Origin of the sequence: Kribbella lupini (assembly GCF_039529595.1) — a bacterium.
GTDB classification, from domain to species: Bacteria; Actinomycetota; Actinomycetes; order Propionibacteriales; family Kribbellaceae; genus Kribbella; species Kribbella lupini.
The window spans coordinates 1326704-1346007 of the sequence record NZ_BAAANC010000003.1 but is presented as its reverse complement, the minus strand read 5'-3'; the positions used below and the strand labels follow the sequence as shown (position 1 = coordinate 1346007).

20 protein-coding genes are annotated in these 19304 nt (G+C 71.0%); 6 read left to right on the top strand and 14 right to left on the bottom strand.

The annotated features are described in order from the left end of the window. The first annotated feature begins 65 nt into the window (after positions 1-65). Positions 66-401, top strand: a complete 336-nt coding sequence (locus tag ABD235_RS32675) for an MmcQ/YjbR family DNA-binding protein (protein WP_344181218.1) — start codon at positions 66-68, stop codon at positions 399-401. Here ABD235_RS32675 and ABD235_RS32670 read toward each other — a convergent pair. Next, positions 343-1224, bottom strand: a complete 882-nt coding sequence (locus ABD235_RS32670; RefSeq protein ID WP_344181216.1) for an alpha/beta hydrolase fold domain-containing protein — start codon at positions 1222-1224, stop codon at positions 343-345. The genes ABD235_RS32675 and ABD235_RS32670 overlap by 59 nt on opposite strands. Before the next feature lie 31 nt (positions 1225-1255). Between ABD235_RS32670 and ABD235_RS32665 the strand changes: the two genes are divergently transcribed. Next, a complete protein-coding gene (locus ABD235_RS32665; RefSeq protein ID WP_344181215.1) occupies positions 1256-1846 on the top strand; it encodes a TetR/AcrR family transcriptional regulator in 591 nt (196 codons plus the stop codon). On the opposite strand, the gene ABD235_RS32660 is transcribed toward ABD235_RS32665, so the two are convergent. Further along, positions 1774-2790, bottom strand: a complete 1017-nt coding sequence (locus tag ABD235_RS32660; protein ID WP_344181213.1) for a GlxA family transcriptional regulator — start codon at positions 2788-2790, stop codon at positions 1774-1776. The genes ABD235_RS32665 and ABD235_RS32660 overlap by 73 nt on opposite strands. Before the next feature lie 131 nt (positions 2791-2921). Between ABD235_RS32660 and ABD235_RS32655 the strand changes: the two genes are divergently transcribed. Continuing rightward, the gene (locus tag ABD235_RS32655; RefSeq protein ID WP_344181211.1) at positions 2922-3347 is read left to right on the top strand and encodes a Rid family hydrolase; all 426 of its coding nucleotides are present in this window, start codon (positions 2922-2924) and stop codon (positions 3345-3347) included. A 21-nt stretch (positions 3348-3368) separates the two neighbouring features. On the opposite strand, the gene ABD235_RS32650 is transcribed toward ABD235_RS32655, so the two are convergent. After that, positions 3369-3893: a cupin domain-containing protein gene (locus ABD235_RS32650; protein ID WP_344181209.1), complete on the bottom strand. Its 525-nt coding sequence runs from the start codon at positions 3891-3893 to the stop codon at positions 3369-3371. A gap of 283 nt (positions 3894-4176) precedes the next feature. Between ABD235_RS32650 and groL the strand changes: the two genes are divergently transcribed. Then, positions 4177-5802, top strand: coding sequence for a chaperonin GroEL (gene groL / locus ABD235_RS32645; protein WP_344181207.1), 1626 nt, complete (start codon positions 4177-4179; stop codon positions 5800-5802). Between the two features lie 76 nt (positions 5803-5878). Here the strand turns inward: groL and ABD235_RS32640 are convergent, their stop codons facing one another. Next, on the bottom strand, positions 5879-6403 hold the full coding sequence (locus ABD235_RS32640; protein ID WP_344181205.1) for a DinB family protein: 525 nt from the start codon (positions 6401-6403) through the stop codon (positions 5879-5881). 33 nt (positions 6404-6436) lie between these two features. Next, positions 6437-6712, bottom strand: a complete 276-nt coding sequence (locus ABD235_RS32635) for a guanyl-specific ribonuclease (RefSeq protein WP_344181203.1) — start codon at positions 6710-6712, stop codon at positions 6437-6439. A 170-nt stretch (positions 6713-6882) separates the two neighbouring features. On the opposite strand from ABD235_RS32635, the gene ABD235_RS32630 reads away from it, so the two are divergent. Both ABD235_RS32630 and ABD235_RS32625 read left to right on the top strand, forming a co-directional pair. Next, a complete protein-coding gene (locus ABD235_RS32630) occupies positions 6883-7815 on the top strand; it encodes a GNAT family N-acetyltransferase (protein WP_344181202.1) in 933 nt (310 codons plus the stop codon). 106 nt (positions 7816-7921) lie between these two features. Then, positions 7922-8368, top strand: a complete 447-nt coding sequence (locus tag ABD235_RS32625; RefSeq protein ID WP_344181200.1) for a hypothetical protein — start codon at positions 7922-7924, stop codon at positions 8366-8368. On the opposite strand, the gene ABD235_RS32620 is transcribed toward ABD235_RS32625, so the two are convergent. Genes ABD235_RS32620 through ABD235_RS32580 form a run of 9 tightly spaced genes read right to left on the bottom strand, consistent with a single transcriptional unit; the run spans position 8365 to position 19288 of the window. Then, positions 8365-9090, bottom strand: coding sequence for an FHA domain-containing protein (locus ABD235_RS32620; RefSeq protein ID WP_344181198.1), 726 nt, complete (start codon positions 9088-9090; stop codon positions 8365-8367). The two genes, ABD235_RS32625 and ABD235_RS32620, sit on opposite strands and share 4 nt — an antisense overlap. After that, a complete protein-coding gene (locus ABD235_RS32615; RefSeq protein WP_344181196.1) occupies positions 9087-10364 on the bottom strand; it encodes a vWA domain-containing protein in 1278 nt (425 codons plus the stop codon). Before ABD235_RS32615 ends, ABD235_RS32620 begins: the two co-directional genes overlap by 4 nt. Before the next feature lie 29 nt (positions 10365-10393). Further along, positions 10394-11470, bottom strand: a complete 1077-nt coding sequence (locus tag ABD235_RS32610; RefSeq protein ID WP_344181194.1) for a protein phosphatase 2C domain-containing protein — start codon at positions 11468-11470, stop codon at positions 10394-10396. Beyond that, entirely contained in the window at positions 11455-13806 is a 2352-nt protein-coding gene (locus tag ABD235_RS32605) for a serine/threonine-protein kinase (RefSeq protein WP_344181192.1), read from the bottom strand. Before ABD235_RS32605 ends, ABD235_RS32610 begins: the two co-directional genes overlap by 16 nt. Then, positions 13803-14951: a hypothetical protein gene (locus ABD235_RS32600; RefSeq protein ID WP_344181190.1), complete on the bottom strand. Its 1149-nt coding sequence runs from the start codon at positions 14949-14951 to the stop codon at positions 13803-13805. Before ABD235_RS32600 ends, ABD235_RS32605 begins: the two co-directional genes overlap by 4 nt. Next, positions 14951-15934 carry a glutamate ABC transporter substrate-binding protein gene (locus ABD235_RS32595; RefSeq protein WP_344181189.1) on the bottom strand — a complete coding sequence of 328 codons (984 nt, stop codon included), beginning with the start codon at positions 15932-15934 and terminating at the stop codon, positions 14951-14953. The genes ABD235_RS32600 and ABD235_RS32595 overlap by 1 nt, the downstream gene beginning before the upstream one ends. Continuing rightward, complete coding sequence (locus ABD235_RS32590; protein ID WP_344181188.1) at positions 15931-17259, bottom strand: hypothetical protein; 1329 nt, start codon at positions 17257-17259, stop codon at positions 15931-15933. The genes ABD235_RS32595 and ABD235_RS32590 overlap by 4 nt, the downstream gene beginning before the upstream one ends. Beyond that, positions 17256-18707: an AAA family ATPase gene (locus tag ABD235_RS32585; RefSeq protein WP_344181186.1), complete on the bottom strand. Its 1452-nt coding sequence runs from the start codon at positions 18705-18707 to the stop codon at positions 17256-17258. Before ABD235_RS32585 ends, ABD235_RS32590 begins: the two co-directional genes overlap by 4 nt. Further along, positions 18704-19288 (bottom strand): hypothetical protein, encoded by a 585-nt coding sequence (locus tag ABD235_RS32580; protein ID WP_344181184.1) that lies wholly within the window; start codon positions 19286-19288, stop codon positions 18704-18706. The genes ABD235_RS32585 and ABD235_RS32580 overlap by 4 nt, the downstream gene beginning before the upstream one ends. Positions 19289-19304 lie beyond the last annotated feature (16 nt).

The following is a 19304-nucleotide window of genomic DNA, read 5'->3' as shown; positions in this document are numbered from 1 at the left end:
CCTGGTCGCGCACCCCTGACGACTTACGGACCGGAACTGTCGGCGGGCGGGGTTAGCGTGAGCGGATGGACGCGGAAGCGGTGCAGAAGCTGGTGCTGCGGTTGCCAGGGGCGGAGGAGCACGAGGGCTGGGCGGGACAGCCGGCCTTCAAGGTGCGCAAGAAGGGTTTCGCGTACCTGTCGGAGGACGAGTCGAAGCTGTTCGTGAAGGCCTTCCGCGAGGAGCAGCAGGCGATGATCGCCGAGAACCCGGAGGTCTACGCGTCCTGGTGGGAGTCCGGCCGCTTCGGCTGGCTCGAGATCACCCTGGAGCTCGCCGACGACGAGGAGGTCGAGGAACTGCTCACCGAGGCCTGGCGACTGAACGCCCCGAAGTACCTGATCGCCCAGTGGGAGGACTGAGTACGGCGCGCAGCCACGCGGCGGTCGTCGCCAGGTGCGCAGGGCTGTCGAACGCGGGGTCCTCGTGCCCGGCGCCGCCGAGCAGCTCGAACCGGCTGGAGTGCCCGGCGCGGACCAGCGCGTCGTGCAGGGCCAGCCCTTCGGCCGGGGGAACGATCCGGTCGCGGTCGCCGTGGGCGATCAGGAACGGCGGCAGACCCGTCGGCCCGGCGTCGCGCCGTTCCTCGTCTCGCACGATCGCGGTTCGCGCCGGGATGTGGTCGAGCAGGCTGAGGGCTTCGGCCGGCGTCCGCGGCTCGGGGCCGAGCAGGTCCTGCTCGAAGTGGAAGGGGAGCAGGCGGGCTTCCAGGGCGGTGCGTCCTGCGGTGGCGGCCAGGTCGGCCTGACCGAACCAGTGGACGACGGCCTGCACGAGCTCGGGACTGCTCAGGGCGAGGAGTGACACCAGGTACGCGCCGGCTGAAGCGCCCCACACGCCGATGCGGTCGGTCCGCAGGCCGAGCTCCGGCCCGGTTGCGCGGAGCCAGCGGACGGCGGCCTCGACATCGTGGAGCTGCGCGGGGAACACCGCGTCCGGCGCGAGCCGGTAGTCGATCGACGCGACCGTCACCCCCTGCGCGGCCATCGGCGCCAGCCGCGTCTCGGCTTCGGCGGTCCGGTCCCCGTGCGTCCACCCACCGCCGTGGACGTAGACGACGACCGGCGAGCCGCCGTCTGCCGTCGTACTGGCTGGTGGTCCGGCGCGGTAGAGGTCGAGCCGCAGGTCGACGCCGTCGACGGTCGCGTACGTCAGGTCGCGGTCGACGGTTCCATTACGTCCCATGCCTGTAACTGTATTGCTAGGCTCCGGCCCCATGAACGAGTCGCGCCCCGGCGGGCGGCCGCGGGACGCCGCGCTGGACGAGGCGATCATCCTGGCGACCCGCAACCGCCTGGTGTCCGACGGATACTCGCGGATGACGATCGGCGACATCGCCGCCGACGCCGGGGTCAGCCGGCCGACGCTCTACCGGCGCTGGAACTCCAAGTTCGCGCTGGTGGTCGACGCGCTCGACTACGGTTTCCGCCGGCAGAAGGACTCGTACGCCGTCGACCTCGCCGGTCTGGAGCCCCGCGAGGCGCTGACCGAGGCGGTCCGGCGGCTCGATCCGGCGTACTTCACCCCGGACGCGATGGTCCTGATGGGCAACTTCGCCGGCGAGGCCGCCCGCACGCCGGAGCTGCTCGAGATCCTCCGCCGGCACGCCGTCGAGCCGCGGATCGGCCTGGTCGAGACCGTCCTCACCGAGCTCCAGGAACGCGGTGCCGTCCGCGCCGGGATCGACCGCCACACGATCGCGACGCTCTGCTTCGGCGCGTACTTCGCCGCCTTCTACCGCGGCGACCCCGCCGACGGCATCCCGGCCAAGGTCGTCGAGGTCCTCTGGCCCGCGGTCGCCGCCTGACGGCCCGGGACCTGATCGCCGGCGTCCCTTGCCCCGCGACCCACGGCTGCCTCCCGCCGGTAGGCGCTCGGGGTCGTCCCGACCTCACGCCGGAAGACCGCGCGGAAGTTCGCCGCGCTGCCGAAACCGGTCGCGCCGGCGATCCGCTCGACCGGCCAATCCGTTGCCTCCAGCAACCTTCGCGCGCTGAGCAGCCGCTGTGTGGTGACCCAGCGCATCGGCGACTGCCCAGTCTCGGCCTCGAAGTGCCGGATGAACGTACGCCGCGGCAGGTGGCTGCGATCGGCCAACTGCTGCACGGTGATCGGCTCGCCGAGGTTCTCCAGCACCCACCCGCGAGTGGGGGACAGATCGGACCGCGGCGGAGCCGGTACGCCGAGCTGCTGCCGCTGGTCGCCGCTCCGGACCGGCGCCGCGACCACCCCTTGTCCAGCCGCGTGCGCCGCCTCCGCACCGAAGTCGGACCGGACCAGGTGCAGGCAGGCGTCGATCGCCGCGCCACCTCCCGCGGAGGTGAGGAGTCGGCCGTCCTCGACGAACAGCTGGTCGCCCAGCACGTTCACCATCGGGTAGAGCGCCCGCAGTGACTCGACGTACTGCCAATGCGTGGTGGCGTCGCGCCGGTCGAGCACGCCGCTGGCAGCCAGGGCGAACGTGCCGGTGCAGATGCCGACCAGCCGGGCGCCGCGCTCGGCGGTGGTCCGCAGCAACTCCAGGTACTCCGCCGGCAGCGGGACCTCCGGGTCGTCGTACCCGGGCACCACGACGATGTCGGCCGCCGCGGCCGCGGCCAGGGGAGCGGCGGGCCGGAGGGCGGACCCCGGGACGTCTGCGTCGCCGCAGAGCAGTACGTCGTACCCGCCCTGCTTGCCGAGGATGTACGCCGGGATGGTGACGTCGAGGTCGATCACCCGCGGCACGACCAGGATCGCGACGCTCAGCACGGGTCCTCCTCGGCGACGGTACGGCGGGTGGCACGAACGATGCCGTCTTTGGCACGGCCGCGGCTGGTGGCCGGCGGCCCGGCTTCCTAGGTTGATTGAACCTTAATCTTCCAGACAAGGAGCGATCGCCGATGACGGTTCGGGTGGAGAACCACGGGGTCCCGTGGGAGCACGACTACGGCTACGTCCAGGCCGTCCAGCGCGGGGACACCATCTACGTGTCGGGTCAGCTCGCGCACGACGGCGCCGACCTGGTCGCGCCCGCGCCGGTCGACGAGAACGGCGCGGTGACCGACTTCTCCGCGATGGGCGACCAGCTGCGCCGGACCTACGCGAACGCCGAGGAACTGCTGCGGCGCTTCGGCGCCTCGCTCGACGATGTGGTCGAGGAGGTCGTCTACGTGCTGGACGTCGACGCCGCGATGGCGGTCGCCGGCGAGGTCCGCAAGGCGGCGTACCGGCGCGACGACCCGCAGGTCGCCAGCACGATCCTCGGCGTCACCCGCCTGGCCTTCCCGCAGCAACTGGTCGAGGTCAAGTTCGTCGCGAAGGTTTAGGGCGTGTCTGGCAATTCTCCCCTAGTGCGACGGCGGGTGCAGGTCGTAGCGCTGGATGATCTCGTCGTACCAGGTGGGGGTCTCGTAGGTGAGTCCGTACCTGGTGGCGAGGTCCGCGAACTCGGGGGTCTCGCGAAGCGGGCCGAGGCCGGTGGCGGCCGAGCCGGCCAGGAGTTCGCCGAGGTCGCGGAAGTAGTTCTCGAAGCCGCCAGGCGTGATCACCTCGATGATCCGGCCGGGAGTGCTGCCGGCGTTCCACATCGCGTGCAGCTGGCCGCGCGGCTTGGTGATGTAGCCGCCGGGGCCGAGCACCACCTCGCTGTCGTCGGACCGGAAGCCGATCTCGCCGGCCACCACGATCGAGTGCTCGTCCTCGCGGGTGTGCCGGTGCGGGGCGGTGATCGTGCCGACCGCGAACGGGTGCTCGACGATCGCGACCTCGCCGCCGTTGGCTGTGGCCGACAGTTTCAGGACGGCGCCGAAGCCGGGCAGGGCGATCTGCTCGCCCTCGCCGGGCTGGACGACGGTGACGCCGGTGCGCTCCACGGATCCTCCTCGGGCGTAGTTTCGTTACAAGCATTGACTGTAACTCGCGAGGGTCTCCGGGACCAGGTCCGGCTTGCACTCGCTGGGGTCGAGTGCTAATACTTGGTTAGCACTCAGTGGGCGAGAGTGATAACGCTCGTGCCTGCTGGGAGCTGTCAGAAGACGGCCTCGATGAGGTGCCGGAGTCAGGCGGGACGTGACCGCGACGACCTCGGTGCCGTCCGTCGCGGGCATCCCGGCCGGCTGAACCACCAGAAACTCGACGCGGGAGGACTCGCGGAGAATGCCCAAGCTGATTTCGTTCAACGAAGAGGCGCGCCGCGGCCTCGAGCGGGGAATGAACACCCTCGCCGACGCCGTCAAGGTGACGCTTGGCCCGAAGGGCCGCAACGTCGTCCTGGAGAAGAAGTGGGGCGCCCCCACGATCACCAACGACGGCGTCTCGATCGCCAAGGAGATCGAGCTCGAGGACCCGTACGAGAAGATCGGGGCCGAGCTCGTCAAGGAAGTTGCCAAGAAGACCGACGACGTCGCGGGTGACGGCACCACCACCGCGACCGTGCTGGCCCAGGCGCTCGTGCGCGAGGGTCTGCGCAACGTCGCCGCCGGCGCCAACCCGATGGGCCTGAAGAAGGGCATCGAGAAGGCTGTCGAGGCCGTCAGCGAGCAGCTGCTCGCGCTGGCCAAGCCGGTCGAGACCCGCGAGCAGATCGCGGCCACCGCCTCGATCTCGGCGGCGGACACCCAGGTCGGCCAGATCATCGCCGAGGCGATGGACAAGGTCGGCAAGGAAGGTGTCATCACCGTCGAGGAGAGCAACACCTTCGGTCTGGAGCTCGAGCTCACCGAGGGCATGCGCTTCGACAAGGGTTACATCTCGCCGTACTTCGTGACCGACACCGAGCGGATGGAAGCGGTCCTCGACGACCCGTACATCCTCGTGGTGAACAGCAAGATCTCCAGCATCAAGGACCTGGTCCCGGTGCTCGAGAAGGTCATGCAGACCGGCAAGCCGCTGGCGATCATCGCCGAGGACCTCGAGGGCGAGGCGCTGGCCACCCTGGTCGTCAACAAGATCAAGGGCACCTTCAAGACCGTCGCCGTCAAGGCGCCGGGCTTCGGTGACCGCCGCAAGGCCATGCTCGGTGACATCGCCATCCTCACCGGTGGTCAGGTCATCTCCGAGGAGGTCGGCCTCAAGCTCGACACCGTGGACCTGGAGCTGCTCGGCCAGGCCCGCAAGGTCGTCGTCACCAAGGACGAGACCACCATCGTCGAGGGCGTCGGCGACGCCGACTCGATCCAGGGCCGGGTCAACCAGATCCGCGCCGAGATCGAGAAGTCGGACTCCGACTACGACCGTGAGAAGCTGCAGGAGCGGCTGGCCAAGCTGGCCGGCGGCGTCGCGGTGATCAAGGTCGGCGCGGCCACCGAGGTCGAGCTGAAGGAGCGCAAGCACCGCATCGAGGACGCCGTTCGCAACGCGAAGGCGGCCGTCGAGGAGGGCATCGTCGCCGGTGGTGGCGTCGCGCTGCTGCAGGCGTCGGTGATCGCGTTCGAGAAGCTGGAGCTCGAGGGTGACGAGGCGACCGGTGCCGCGATCGTGCGGTCGGCCGTCGAGGCTCCGCTCAAGCAGATCGCCGTCAACGCCGGCCTCGAGGGTGGCGTCGTGGTGGAGAAGGTCCGCAACCTCGAGCCGGGTCACGGCCTGAACGCCGCGACCGGTGAGTACGTCGACCTGATCAAGACCGGGATCATCGACCCGGCCAAGGTCACCCGGTCGGCGCTGCAGAACGCGGCCTCGATCGCGGCCCTGTTCCTCACCACCGAGGCAGTCATCGCCGACAAGCCGGAGAAGGCCTCGGCCGCTCCGGGCGGCGCGCCCGACATGGGCGGCATGGACTTCTGATCCCGAGAAGTTCCTCGCAGTACCAGTAGCAAAACGAAGCGGTCCCGGGTCCCAGCCCGGGACCGCTTCGCTGTGTTCAGGAAGCAGTGGACAACTCGGCCGCGCGCAGCAATCGCAGCTGCCCGATCTCCGCGGCGTTCTTCATCAGCTCGGCGTTCACCCACCCGTACAGGTCGGCCACGGTCCGGCCGGCTTCCGGCGGCCAGGGGAACGCCACCGGAAGCGTGAGCCGCGACGAGTCCTCCAGTACGACGGACCACTCGTCCCGCAGGTGGTGCATCCAGTCGCGGGTGCCGAGCAACGTGCCCGGCCACGGTACGTCGGTGCGGTGCGGCGGCACGGTCTGGCGGGCGTGGGCCAGCGCGGTGGTCCACCACCAGCCGATGTGCCAGGTCAGCCAGCCGACGGTCGGCACCGGGATCGGGTCGAGCTCCTCGTCGGCCCAGTCCGGCCGCCAGATCCCGGCCGCGTCCGGCCGTACGGTCCAGGTCGGCCCGGCCGGCTCCCAGAGCAGGTCCTCCGGGACCAGCCGGTCCAGGTGGTACTCGAACAGGGACCAGGTCAGCTCGAACTGCCCTCGCAAGACACCCGTGATCGTCACCGGGAGATTCTCTCAAAGACGACGGACAACCCCTCAGGCGTTTTCGTCCACGACGCAGAACGACGCGTAGTGGTCGGCGGTGTAGTAGACGAAGGCCGGGTCGGTGGTCGCGCCGCCGCCGATCAGCCGGCGCGCGCCGCGGTCGGGAGAGCCGGGCGTCTCCACGGTGTACTCGTGGTAGTACCCACTCGACTCGTCCGGCAGGATGCCCTCCCGGTTCTGGAAGACGGTGCCGTTCTGGTCGTACGGGAACGGCCCGCCGGAGTGGATCAGGTCGAGCGTCTCCGAAGCCTCTCCCGTACATCCCACCTGTGGTTAATCGGTGGACTATGACCTCGCCGGGCCCTAGTGTTCTGGCAGCGAGAACGACTCGAGCGAAAGGAGCGACCGATGACCACTCTCACGTGTTCGACGGCGCGTCCGGTCCGCTCGTCCAGCTCGCACTGAGCGGAGCCCCGCGCCTCTTTTCCGGAGGTACCGTGACCATCCGCACCATCGTCGAGTCCGATCTCGACACCATCCACACCCTGATCGCCGACCAGTCGATCAACACCGTCACCCGCGAGCGCTACGACGAGTACGTCGGCATCGGCTACTACCGCGACGACTGGACCTGGGTCGTCGAGCAGGACGGCCGGGTCGTCGCCCTCGCCGTCTGGTGGGGCATGCCGCAGTTCGACCACCCGTTCAGCATCGACGGCCTGTACTACGCGGGCGACGGCGATCCCGTCCCGGTCTGGGCCGAGCTGATCCGGCACGGCCTGGAGTCGATGCCCGCCGGCGGCGAGCAGCCGGAGTACCACCTCTTCGTGCCGAACGGCTGGCGTGAGCAGCCCGAGATCGTCGCCGCCCTGGAGCCCCGGCTCGCGGCGGCCGCGCAGGCGGGGTTGTCCGAGGTGACCGAACGCCTGCGCTACGAGTGGCTCCCGGAGTACGGGCTGCCGACCCGGTCGACGCGGCTGCGCTTCGAGCCGGCCGACAACGACGCGTTTCTCGACGTGTTCGTCCGGGTGATCGAGGGCAGCCTCGACGCCGCGACCGCCCGGGCGGTCGCGAAGAGCAGCGCCGAGGCGGCGGCCAAGGAGGACCTGGCGATCTACCAGGAGATGCCCGGTGAGCGGGACTGGTGGCGTCTGGCGTACGACGACGCCGGCGCGCTGGTCGGCTTCGTCCTCCCGTCGGCCAACAACGGCGGCCCGGTGATCGGGTACATCGGCGTCGTGCCCGAGCAGCGCGGGCACGGCTACAGCGACGACCTGCTGGCGGAGGGGACGCACATCCTCGCCGCGACCGGCGCCGAGCGGATCCGGGCCGACACCGACCTGACCAACCGCCCGATGGCCGCGAGCTTCGAGCGGCAGGGCTACCGCAACCACGCGGTCCGGATGGTCGCCAGCTACCCGATCGGCTGACCGCGGCTGCCCCTCGGGAAAAGTCGTCCCGAGGGGCAGACGGCCGGGCGGACGCGCCCTATGCTCCCTGACATGTCAGAGACCTTCGGGTCGGTGGTGACGGGCGATGCGTGACGTCGCGCTGATTCTGCACGTTGCGGCAGGGGCGCTGGCGGTCGTCACCGGGCCGTTCGCGATCGTCGTGACGCTGCGGCGCAAGGGACTCAACTGGGTCGGCGAGGTCTACCACTGGCTGGTCGCCCTGGTCTGCCTGTCGGCGCTGGTGATGGTGCCGTACGACTGGGCCGGGCTGTGGATGTTCTGGCCGATCTCGCTGGCCTCGTACCTGTTCGTGTACCTCGGGCAGCGAGCGGCGGAGTCACCCGGCGGCCTCTGGTACCGCGGCGTCCTGCGCGGGTACGGCGGCGGCTGGATCGCTTTGTGGACAGCGATCCTGGTGGTCAGCGTGGCCGACCACCCCTGGACCTGGGCGGTACCGATCGTGCTCGGCACCGCCCTGATCGAGTGGCTCTGCTACCGCCCAGCCGAAGCCTGGACCCAGGCCCCGGCCTAGGCCTGCCCGGCCTGCTCTTCCGGTGTGGCCTTGCGGACGACCAGCCGGGTCCAGGCGCCGACGTAGACGCGATCGTCGGCGTTGAGCTCGCGGCGCTGGCCCGGCGGGACCGGGTCCTCGGGCAGCGGGCCCGACGCCGGGCCGACGAAGGTGCCGTTGGAGGACTGCAGGTCCTCGACCCACCAGCGCTGGCCGTCGGTGGTCAGCTGGGCCTGGCGGCGGCTGACGCCGGTGTCGTCACCGCAGTCGACCTCCGGGCTGATGCCGCGGCTGCGCGACGGCCTGCCGACCAGCACGCTCTTCGCGGTCAGCGGTACGACGACCGGCAGGCCGGGGGACGGGCACGGGTCGTCGCTCTGCTGGACGGCGTACCAGTCCGGGTCGACCCAGCGCTCCACGACCCACTCGGCGACCTCCTGCGGAGCAGGCGGCAACGGCGGCTGCGTCGTACTGGGCCCGAGGTCCAGCGAGGAGGCCGGCCGCGGCATCGTGCCCGTGGTGAAGTCGTAGCCGCAGGACTCGCAGAACAGCGCGTCCACGGCAGCGGACTCACCACAGTTCGGGCAGGCCTGGGTCGTCGGGGCCGGAGCCGGCGCGGCGACAGCAGGAGCCGGTACGGCGGCCGCAGCCGGGGTGGCCGCGGCTCCGATCGGCAGCCCGCAGACGTCGCAGTAGTCGGTCGAGGTGGACGGGTGCCCGCTCGGGCACGTCACTGCGCTCATTTCTTCACCCGGGTCGTCTTGGTGGAGGCCGTGTCGAGGGCCATCTCGTCCACCTTCTCGACCGTGCGCTTGAGCCGCACGGTGCCGGTGTCCTGGTCCTCGATGTCGACCACCTTGCGCAGCCGCGAGGTCGCCTCCTCGTTGCCGGTCTGGGCGGCCAGCTGAACGGCCCGGCCGAGCTTGGTGGTCGCGGTCGCGGTGTCGCCGGCCGCCTTCGCCGCCAGGCCCTCCTGGATCGCGTCGGCCAGCTCGGTCTGCCCGGTGTAGTGGGCGACCTCCGGGCTGATCCGGGTGGTCAGCGCCTCGTCGGCCGACCACAGCGCCTTCACCAGCCCCTGGGCGAGCACCTGGTCGCCGACGGCCAGCTGGACCCGGGCGGCGAGCTGCTCCTGCCCGATCCCCTTGGCAGCAAGGCGTACGGCGACGTGGTAGTCGCGGGACTCGTCACCCCAGGAGCCGGTCGGGTAGGCGCTGGTCAGCGCGTTCACCTCGGTACGCCGGGCGGTCAGGTCGTCCACGGTCGGTGCGACCTGGCGGACGAACAGCACCTGCGCACCCTGCGGCGCCCAGACCCGCAGGTCGGCGGAGGCGACACCCTTGCTCATCGACTGCTGGATCAGCTTCTGGAACTCGGCGGCCAGCTGCTCCGGTGCCGGGATGATGTCGACCGTGCCGAGCAGGGCGGTGGCGATCCGGCGGACCTCGTCGACCTGCCAGGCCACGCCGACGCCGCGGCAGTCGCACTGGAACTGGCCGGTGACCGCCTCGATGGTCGCGGTCAGCGCCTGCGGCGTCTCGTGCTGGTTCTCGCCGTCGGTGAGCAGGATCGCGTGCTTCTGCGACAGCGACGGCACGGTCGCGAAGACCCGCGAGGCCAGCCGCAGCCAGGTGCCCATCGCGGTCCCGCCGTCGGCGTAGAACCGGGACACGGCCTCCTTGGCGGCCTGCCGGGTGTAGGCGTCCATCCGGACCATCACCGGCTCGGCCGACGGCGGGAAGGCCAGCTGGGCCCGGTCGTTGCCGGAGATCACCGCGAACCAGACCCCGTCGAGGATCTGGTCGATCGCGGTCTGCGCGGCGTACGCGGCGGCCCGGACGCCGTCGGCGCCCATCGAGCCCGACGTGTCGACGATGATGATCTCGCCGACGTCACCGCCGCCGGACTGGCCCGCGGTACCGGCGCCGGCGCAGTCGACCGTGACGATCGCGTGCACGTCGGTGCCGCCGTCGGGCAGGAACTCGTTCTGGTAGACGGTGGCGGAGAACTCGGCCATCTCGTGGGGTTCCTTTCGTTCCGGCGAAATCAGGGAAGGCGCGCGAGCGCGACGGTGATGTTGTCCTGGCCGCCCTGGGCGTTCGCCCAGTCGACCAGTGCGGACGAGGTGGCCAGCGGCTCGCCACCGTGGGCCGCAGCGGTCTGACGGACCAGGTCGGCCAGCGGTGCCGCTTCGGAGCAGTAGTTCCACAGCCCGTCCGAGCAGACCAGCAGCCAGCCCGGGCCGTTCACCCGGAGCGTGGTCGTCCGCGGTGTGTGGTCAGGGGCGTCCTTGCCCAGCCAGCGGGTGATCGCGTGCGCCTGCGGACCGGTCTCGGCCTGCTGCCGCGGTACGCCGGTGGCGATCAGCTCGGCGGCCCAGGAGTCGTCCACGGTGAGCCCGACGGCCTCGGCGTCGTCCGGGAACCAGTACGCCCGGCTGTCGCCGACCACACCGGCCACCAGCAGGCCCGCCTCGAGCACCGTCGCGACGAAGGTGCAGGACGCCGGGTTCGGGCTGTCCGGGCTGGTGTTCTCCAGTACGGCGTCGCTCGCGGCGTCAGCGGCCGCGTTGAGCCGGGCAATGACCGCTGCCTCGCGGGACGACTCGGTGCCCATGCCCTGCGCGTGACCGGCGACCAGTACGTCGCGGGCGGCGCGAGCAGCGGCGAGGCTGGCCACGTCCGAGTCGAGCGACGAGCTCACCCCGTCGCAGACGACCAGCAGCGCCCGGCTGCCCGGCTCCGGGTCGGCAGCGATCGCCACGGCGTCCTCGTTGCGGCTGTGCCGGATGCCCCGGTCGCAGACCGCGGCGACCCACGGCGCGGGCTGCTCGCTGAAGTGGTCACGCGGCTTGCTGGCCTTCGTACCGCAGGTCTCGCAGTAGCCGTCGGCACCGACCGTGCCACCGCAGGAGCGGCACGGACCGGGCGTGAACGCCTCGGCCGGAGCGCCGGTGTGCAGCTCGATCGTCGGTTCGGTGTCGGTGTCCAGCGCCGGCGTGCTCGGTGTGGCGCCGGGCTGCAGCTCGGCGCCGCAGCTCTCGCAGTACAGGTCGGCGTCGGACACCGGTTCGCCGCAGCTCGGGCAATCCGTCCGGGTCGTACTCGTCATCGCAGCGTCCATCCTCGAACCTCGTTGGCCAGGTCGACCAGGGCGATCCGTTCCTCCCGGCTGGTGGCGTGGCCGGCCAGCTCACGGTAGGCCGACTCCAGGCCGGCGCGCAGGTCCGACTCGGTCGCGGCGCGCTGCGAGATCACCACCTGCGGGTCCGGGCCGTTGGCCAGGACGACGTCCAGCGCCGTCCGGAACACGCTCGCCGACAGGTTCGCCCGGTCCACCGGGTCGATCGTCAGGCTGTCGATGCTGGTCATGGCCTCGGCCAGTGCGCCCAGCCCACGTCCCGATCCTGCCAGCAGTCCGGCTCGCATCCGGCGGGCCCGGATGTACGCACCGCTGGTCGGCGGGACCAGGTCGAGCGCGGCGACGGCGCCGTCCAGGTTGCCACGCTCCGAGCGGATCGCTGCCAGCCCGAAGGCCGACGGGGCGATGTAGTTGGCGTCCGTACGGGCGCAGGTCAGGTAGAGACCCTCGGCGACGTCGTACTCGCCGCTGAGCCGGCAGGACTCCGCGAGCGCCAGCTTCGGCGCCAGCTCGCCCGGCACCTGGCCGTAGACCGCGTTGAACGCCGACTGCGCGGCGGCCGAGTCGTTGCGAGCCAGGGCGACCAGACCGGCCATCCAGACCGCCCGCCACTCCCACGGGTCCATCTTCAGCAGGTCGGCGACGGCGGTGTCGACCAGGTCGTACTGGCCGACGTCCAGCGCGGCCTGCGCGAACTCCAGGAGCGTCTGCGGGGTCTGCACCGGTGCGTTGGACACAGCCTCCAGCCGCAGCAGCGGGTCCTGCACGCTGACCGTCTTCAACCAGTCGGCCATCTTGTCGCTCTCGTCGGGCAGCATCGAGGGGAGCCGCTGCCACGGCAGCGCGGCCTCACCGAGCCCGCCCGCGCGGTCACCCGGGCTGCCGAAGAGCAGGGACGACGCCGAGTGCTGCGCGGCGGCGTCCGGCCGCTTGGCGGCGACCACCTCCCGCAGTACGCCGAGTAGCTGCACGCGCAGTTCGTCGGCCGAGACGAAGCGGTCGGCCGGGTCCTTCGCGCACGCCTTGAGCAGCAGGCGGTAGAAGGAGTCGTACTCCTGGAACAGCGGCACGTCGGCGACCGGCGGCAGCGACGACAGGTACGTCGACTGGTAGCCGCGGAACTCCATCGCCAGCACGGTCAGCGTGCGGCCGAGCGTGTAGATGTCGGAGGCGATCGACGTGCCGACCTCCGGGACCTCGGGCGCCTGGTAGCCGACCGTGCCGTAGATCGCGGAGTCCATGTCGTCGATCCGCCGGACGCCGCCGAGGTCGATCAGCTTGACCGCGTCGCCGACCTGGATGATGTTGTCCGGCTTGAAGTCGCAGTAGACCAGCTCGAGGTCGTGCAGGTAGGAGAACGCGGGCAGGATCTCCAGGATGTAGGCGATCGCCTGGTCCAGCGGCAGCGCGTCGTACCGGCCGTTGTTGGCCTGCATGCGCTGCTTGAGCAGGCTTTTCAGCGACGTGCCGCCGACGTACTCCATCACGATGTAGCCGGCGCCGTCGTGGGTGACGAAGTTGTAGATCTCGACGATCAGCGGGTGCTCGACGCGGGCCAGGAACTGCTGCTCGGCGATCGCCGCGGCGACCGCGTCGGGGTCCTCGGAGTTCAGCAGGCCCTTGAGCACGACCCAGCGCTTGGACACGTTCAGGTCCTGGGCCATGTAGATCCAGCCGAAACCGCCGTGCGCGAGACAGCCCGCGACCTGGTACTGGCCGCCGACCAGGTCGCCGGCCTTCAGCTTCGGCGAGAACGAGAACGGGCTGCGGCACTTCGGGCAGAAGCCCTCGGTGCGTCCCGGCTGGTCACCGCGTGACCGCCCGACCGCGTTGCCGCAGTTGGGGCAGTTGCGGCGGTCCTCCGGGACCATCGGGTTCTTCAGGATCGCCTTGCTCGCGTCGATCGGCGGGATCGACGGCACGCTGGTCAGACCGGCGCCCAGCCGGGCCCCGCGCAACCGGGTCGACGAGGTCCCGAGCCGCCGAGTCAGCTTCGACCCAGCAGCCTGAGCCCGAGCCGAGCCCAGGGGAGTGGAAGCCAACCGGTTGGAAGCCCGAGACACTGTCGAGGGCGAGCTGATCGGCTCGGCCGCAGCGCTCGTACTGTTACCGGCGGCACCGCCAGGTGTGCCGCAGACATCGCAGTACCCGTCGACGACCGTGCCGGAGCAGCCGGGCTGCTGGCAGGCGCCGGCGGCAGCAGGTGCGCCCAGTCCGGCGGTGCCTCCACTGGCCGCTGCCACTGCTGCAGGTGAACCGCAGACGTCGCAGTACCCGTCGACGATGGTGCCGGTGCATCCCGGCTGGGTGCAGGTCATGTTGTCCCTCCGACACTGTTGTCCAAGTAGGTCTGGTACGCCGCGGTCAGCGCGGCCAGCCGGACCAGATCCACTGGCTCCGCCTTCAGTACGTCCCGTCCTCGCCGGTACAGCTCGGCCAGGTCCTCAGTAGCTCCCGGTGTGCGAGCGACACTGCCCGCCTTCACCTGGTACGCGTCCAGCCGCGCGGCCAGCTCCTCCCGCCGCGCCAGCGCGGCGCCGTACGCCGACTGCGCCTGACCCAGCGCACGCCGTACGGCGTCCAGCCGGGTCAGGTACTTCTCCAGCTCAGCAGGTGTGTTCGGCACCGGCCCAAGAGCAGCCACATTCGGTACGCCGAGCCGCGGCGCAGGCGCGACGGCCGCAACGCACTGGTCGGCCAGCGCACGGACAGCCGTCCCCTGCGCCTCCAACTCGGTCCGCAACGTCCGCGCGCGAGCAACGTCCGCGGCCCGCTCCCGCCGAGTCGCCGACCCGACGATCAGGTCCCGCTCGACCAGCGCCGCGTCGATCTCCAATGGCCCGATCAGCCCGCCGACGTCAGCACCCCGCTTGGACCGCTCGGCCAGGTCGGTCACCCGTCGATCCAGGTCGTGGTGCTTCGCGATCGCGTCGTTCCGGCTGACCGCGGGCTCGCGTGTGACCAGGTCGCTGATCCGCTCGACCTGTGCCCGCAGCTGCCGCAGCCGCGCCGCCAGGTCCGCGTCACCGGGCTCCAGCGCGAGCTTGGCCCGCAGCGTCGCCGCCAGCGCGTCCGACAAAGTGCATGCCTCAGGCAATGAAACGGCCAGTGACCCACCGGCACCGCCGGCGCCGGAGGTGGTGTCGAGCCCACCCCAGATCAGCGTCGAGATCCGCTCGGTCTCGGTCGCGCCGACCCGCCCGGAGTCCCAGGTCAGCAGGATCAGCTCGTACCGGTCCGAGACCGCCTTCCAGACGGCCATGCTGAGCACGACGTCGGCGCTCAACGCGTCGGCGTCGGCGGCGTGCAGGGCGGCCTGGTCGAGCTCGTCCAGTTCGGCGCGCCGCCGGTCCCGCCAGGTCCCGAGCGCGTCGAGGAACGCCAGCAGCTCCGGTGCCGGGATGCTGCTGCCGATCCGGCCCGGTGGCGACGGCGCGACGGCGGTCGGCGTACGGACTGTCATCAGCCCCTGCCGTACAGGGCCACCGGCGGCGCCGGTGCCGGGCCGAGCGTCGGGGCGAGCCACTTGTCGTACGACGCCTTCCAGCGCCCGTCGGCCTTCATCTGCGCGAGCACGCCGTTGACGAACTTGACGAAGTCGATGTTGCCCCTCGGGATGCCCAGCCCGTACGGCTCGTCGCTGATCCGCTCGTTCGGGATGATCCGCGCGTACGGATCCTGCGCGGCCTCGCCGGCCAGCACGGTGTCGTCACCGGTGATCCCGTCGGCCTTGCCTTGCTGGAACAGCACCAGGCACCCGGTGTCGGTGTCGGCGGTGATCGCCTTGACGCCGCGGTCCTTGTACTTGTTCAGGTTGTCCAGGCTGGTCGAGCCGGCCGGCGCGCAGACCGTCTTGCCGCTCAGGTCGGCCAGGCTCTTGGCGGGCGAGTCGCGCTGCACCAGCGTCTTCTGGCCTGACCGGTAGTACTCGGCGGAGAACGCGATCTGCTGCCAGCGGGCGCAGTTGATCGTCATGTTCCGGGCGACGATGTCGATCTTGGACGCCTTGTTCTGCAGCACCGGGATCCGTTGCGGGCTGGAGATCACCACCAGCTCGACCTTGTTCGGGTCGCCGAAGATCGCCCGGGCGACCTCGCGGACCATGTCGATGTCGAAACCCTCGATCGCACCGGTGATCGGGTTGCGCGAGCCCAGGTTCAGGCTGTCCGCGGAGATCCCGGCCCGCAGCCGGCCGTTGCGGTAGATCGTGTCCATCGTCGAGCCGAGCGGCATCTGCTCCGGTGCGGGCAGAGCGTTGGTCGGTGCGTAGGAACGCAGCTCGTCCTTCAGGTTGTTCGTGCAGGTCGGCCCGGCCGGCGGCGGTGCTGTGCTGGTCGGGACGATCGGATTCGGCGGGATCTCGGTGGCTGCGTAGTCGCCCGCGCCGCACGCGGCCAGGGCGAGCAGCGCCACTGCGGTGCCCGCGGCGATCAGCTGCTTCCTCATCGGTATTCCCCCAGTCGCTGGGACAGGCCCCAGGCAGCGAGCAGTGCGACGGCGATCCCGATCGGCAGCCCGAGCCAGCCGATCGGCGGCAACGAACCACGCGCGTCGGCGAGCTGCGCCTGCGCCGCGTCGCTGGCGTCCGCGAGCTTCGCGGTCGAGAGGTTGTCGAAGGTGGTGAAGGGTGCCGTCGCCGAGGTGGCCCCGGTGCCGATCGCGAGGTCCACGGCGTTGTCCCAGTTGCCGCCGTCGTCGGACTTGCGGATCGCGACGTGCGCGGCCTTGTACTGCTGCCAGGCGCTGGGCGCGGCGCCCGCGCCCGGCCCGATCGCGGCCAGTTGCTTGTCGACCTGCTCGGCCGCTGTCTTCCAGGCCTTCTCGAAGTCCGCCCCGGAGCCCCGCGCGATCAGCGTCAGGCTCTCGTTCGACTTCGCGTCGTAGGCCCCGATGCGGGCCCGCGCCAGCGCCTGCGCGTCGGCGTACTCGTCGTTGAAGGTGTCCTTGGCGGAGCTGCTCGCACCGGCCAGGCCGGCGCCCCCGACCACCATCGTCAGCAGCACCAGTACGGCGCCGACGGCCAGCGGTACGTTCAGGTACCGGTGGGTGCGCCTGGCCAGCCACACCATCGTCAGCACCAGGACGGCCAGGCTGATGAGCCCGCCGACGATCAGCCAGACGTTGCCACGACCGACGCCGTCGAACTCGGTGTCGACGCGGTCCTCGTTGGCGGCGACCAGCGCGTTGAGCAGCGGGAGCGACTCGTTCTGGATGGTCGCGTTGGCGTCCTTGAGGTACTGCGAGCCGATCGGCAGGCCCTGGCGGTTGTTGGTCCGGGCCTGCTCGATCTGGCCGTTGTAGGTGAGCAGCGTCGTGTTCAGCGCGCCGAGCACGGTCTGGTCGGCCGGCTGCGCGGTGGCGGCCTCGGCGATCAGCCTCGAGGCGGTCGCGAGCGAGTCGACGAAGTGCTGGCGCTGGGCCGGCGGCTCGAGGCCACCGACCAGGAAGGCGTTGGTGGCGTCGGCGTTGGCCGCGACCAGGTTGGTGTGGATGGCCTGGACCCGGACCAGCTGGGCGGTGTTGGCCTCGGCGCGTTTCAGGGCTCCGTCGGACTGCCGGAACCCCTGCGCGGCAGCCAGGCCGAACAGCACCGCGACCACCGCGGACAGGATGAGCAGAGCGCGCAGGCGGCCTGGAGTGCCGTAGAAGAAGACGTTCAGGACGCCGTGCGGTTTGGCCGGCTGAGGCGGCTGCTGCGGCGCGCCGCTCGGGGCAGCGGGCGTGGCCGGCGGCGACCAGGTCGCCGGGGGCGCACTGACTGTCTGGGTCACGCCTGTTCTCCTTGCTCGGGCAGCACGGCTGGTACGCCGCTCTCTGGTGCCGCGCTGTCGTCGGGTGCCGCGGCGTCGGCCGGGCTGCTCAGCTCGGCTCCGACCTCGGGGCGATCGGCAGTGGTGGGTGGGTGCAGGTCCTCGTCGGTGAGGTCCTCGGCCAGGATCTGACGCAGCTGGTCGGTCGTGGGTGCCGTCACGTCGCGCAGGCGCCAGGCGTGCCGGCCGATCGCGGCCTCCAGCGTGTTGCGGGCGAACCGGCCGTTGCCGAACGAGCGGTTGCGCGGCGTCGACGACAGGACCACCTGGAAGTGCTCCAGCGCCTCCGGGGTCAGCTCGTAGTCGGCCGCCTCGGCCAGGCCGGTGAGGATCTCGGTCAGCTCGGCATCGGTGTAGTCCTCGAAGCCGATCGTGGTCCGGAACCTGCTGGCCAGCCCGGGGTTGGCGGCGATGAACGTCTCCATCGGCTCGGGGTACCCGGCGACGATGACGACCAGGTCGTCGCGGCGGTCCTCCATCTCCTTCACCAGGGTGTCGACCGCCTCCCGCCCGTACTGGTCGGTGCCCTGGTCACCGGAGGTCAGGCTGTACGCCTCGTCGATGAACAGCACGCCGCCGGCCGCGGACGCGACCACCTCGGCGGTCTTCGTTGCCGTCTGCCCCAAGTAGCCGGCGACGAGCTCGGACCGGTCGACCTCGACCAGCTGGCCCTTCGAGAGCAGTCCCAGCGCCTTGTAGATCCCGCTGACCAGCCGCGCGACCGTGGTCTTGCCGGTGCCCGGATTGCCCACGAACACCAGGTGCCGGGTGATCGTCGGACTCCTCAGCCCGGCGTCGGTCCGCAGCTTCTCCACCCGCAGTACGGCGACCTGCCGGTGCACCTCCCGCTTGACCTTCTCCAGCCCGGTCAGCGCGTCCAGCTCGGCCAGCAGCTCTTCCACCGAGCGCTCGGGTACCGGAGCCTCCTCCGCCTCAGCCGCTTGGGGGAGGGCCTGCTGAGCGCCAGCGCTCGGCGGCGGTGTCTGGCCTGCCACCTGCAGCGGCCGGGCTCCCGCCGCCTGCAGTTGCGCCGCTGCGGCGACCGACGCGTTGCCGACAACCCGCATGGTGGGCTCGCCGAGCGAGCACGCAGCAGAAGCCACCTCGGCCAGCGCTTCGGCGTACTGGACCTTCTGCGGTGAGCCCTGGGCCACCAGCTCACTCAGTACGGCGGTAGGCGAGCCGCGCCACCTCCGGCCGCGGACGGCGGCGTCGAAGAAGTCCTGGGTGGTCGCACCCGGCGTCACCGCCGCCCAGTCCGCCGAAGCACCCGGAGCCGACTCAGCCAGCGCGGCGGCGAGTGAGAGCGCCTCTGCTCGCGCAGAGTCCTCAGTCACACCCGCACGTGCGGCGACGGTCAGCAACGCAGCCAGTGCGTCCTTCAGCGAACTACCCCCCACGCTGCTCATGCCCCTCCTCGTCCTGGCGGTGGTTGCAACGGGCCCGCACCTGGCGGGACGTCCGGTGCCGGACTCGACGGCGTCTCGCCCAGAGCGAGACCGCCACCGGTCGACCCGGTGCCGAACTTCTCCTGCAGGAACCTGCCGTGCGCGACCAGCGCGGCAGCGTCGGCCCGGTTCACCGCGTCGAAGACCTTGTCCATCGTCGCCCCCAGCAGGTCCAACTGGTCGATCAGCAGCATCAGCGACGTCTTGCCGCGGTCCACCGGCCGGCTGTCGGCCCACTGCCGCGGGAGCCGCAGGTAGCCACCGATGGCCTCCGGCAAGTAGTCCGTCGCGGTCGCCATCACCGAGTACGCCTGCATGCTGCCGCCGAGGTTGCCGAGCCGCGGGATGGTCTCCCGCACGATCCGCACCACCCGGTTGACCCGCGACGCCACCACCGCCGGTACGGCGCCGTCCGAGACCAGCTGCTCGACGCGGACCAGTGCGGCGAGCAGGTCGTCGGTGGTCGGTGCACGAGGGGTCGGGGCAGGCTCGGGCTCCGCCTTGCGGCCCGTGAGCCGCGCGAAGAAGTCACCCAGCGCCATGCAGTTCGTCCCGTCC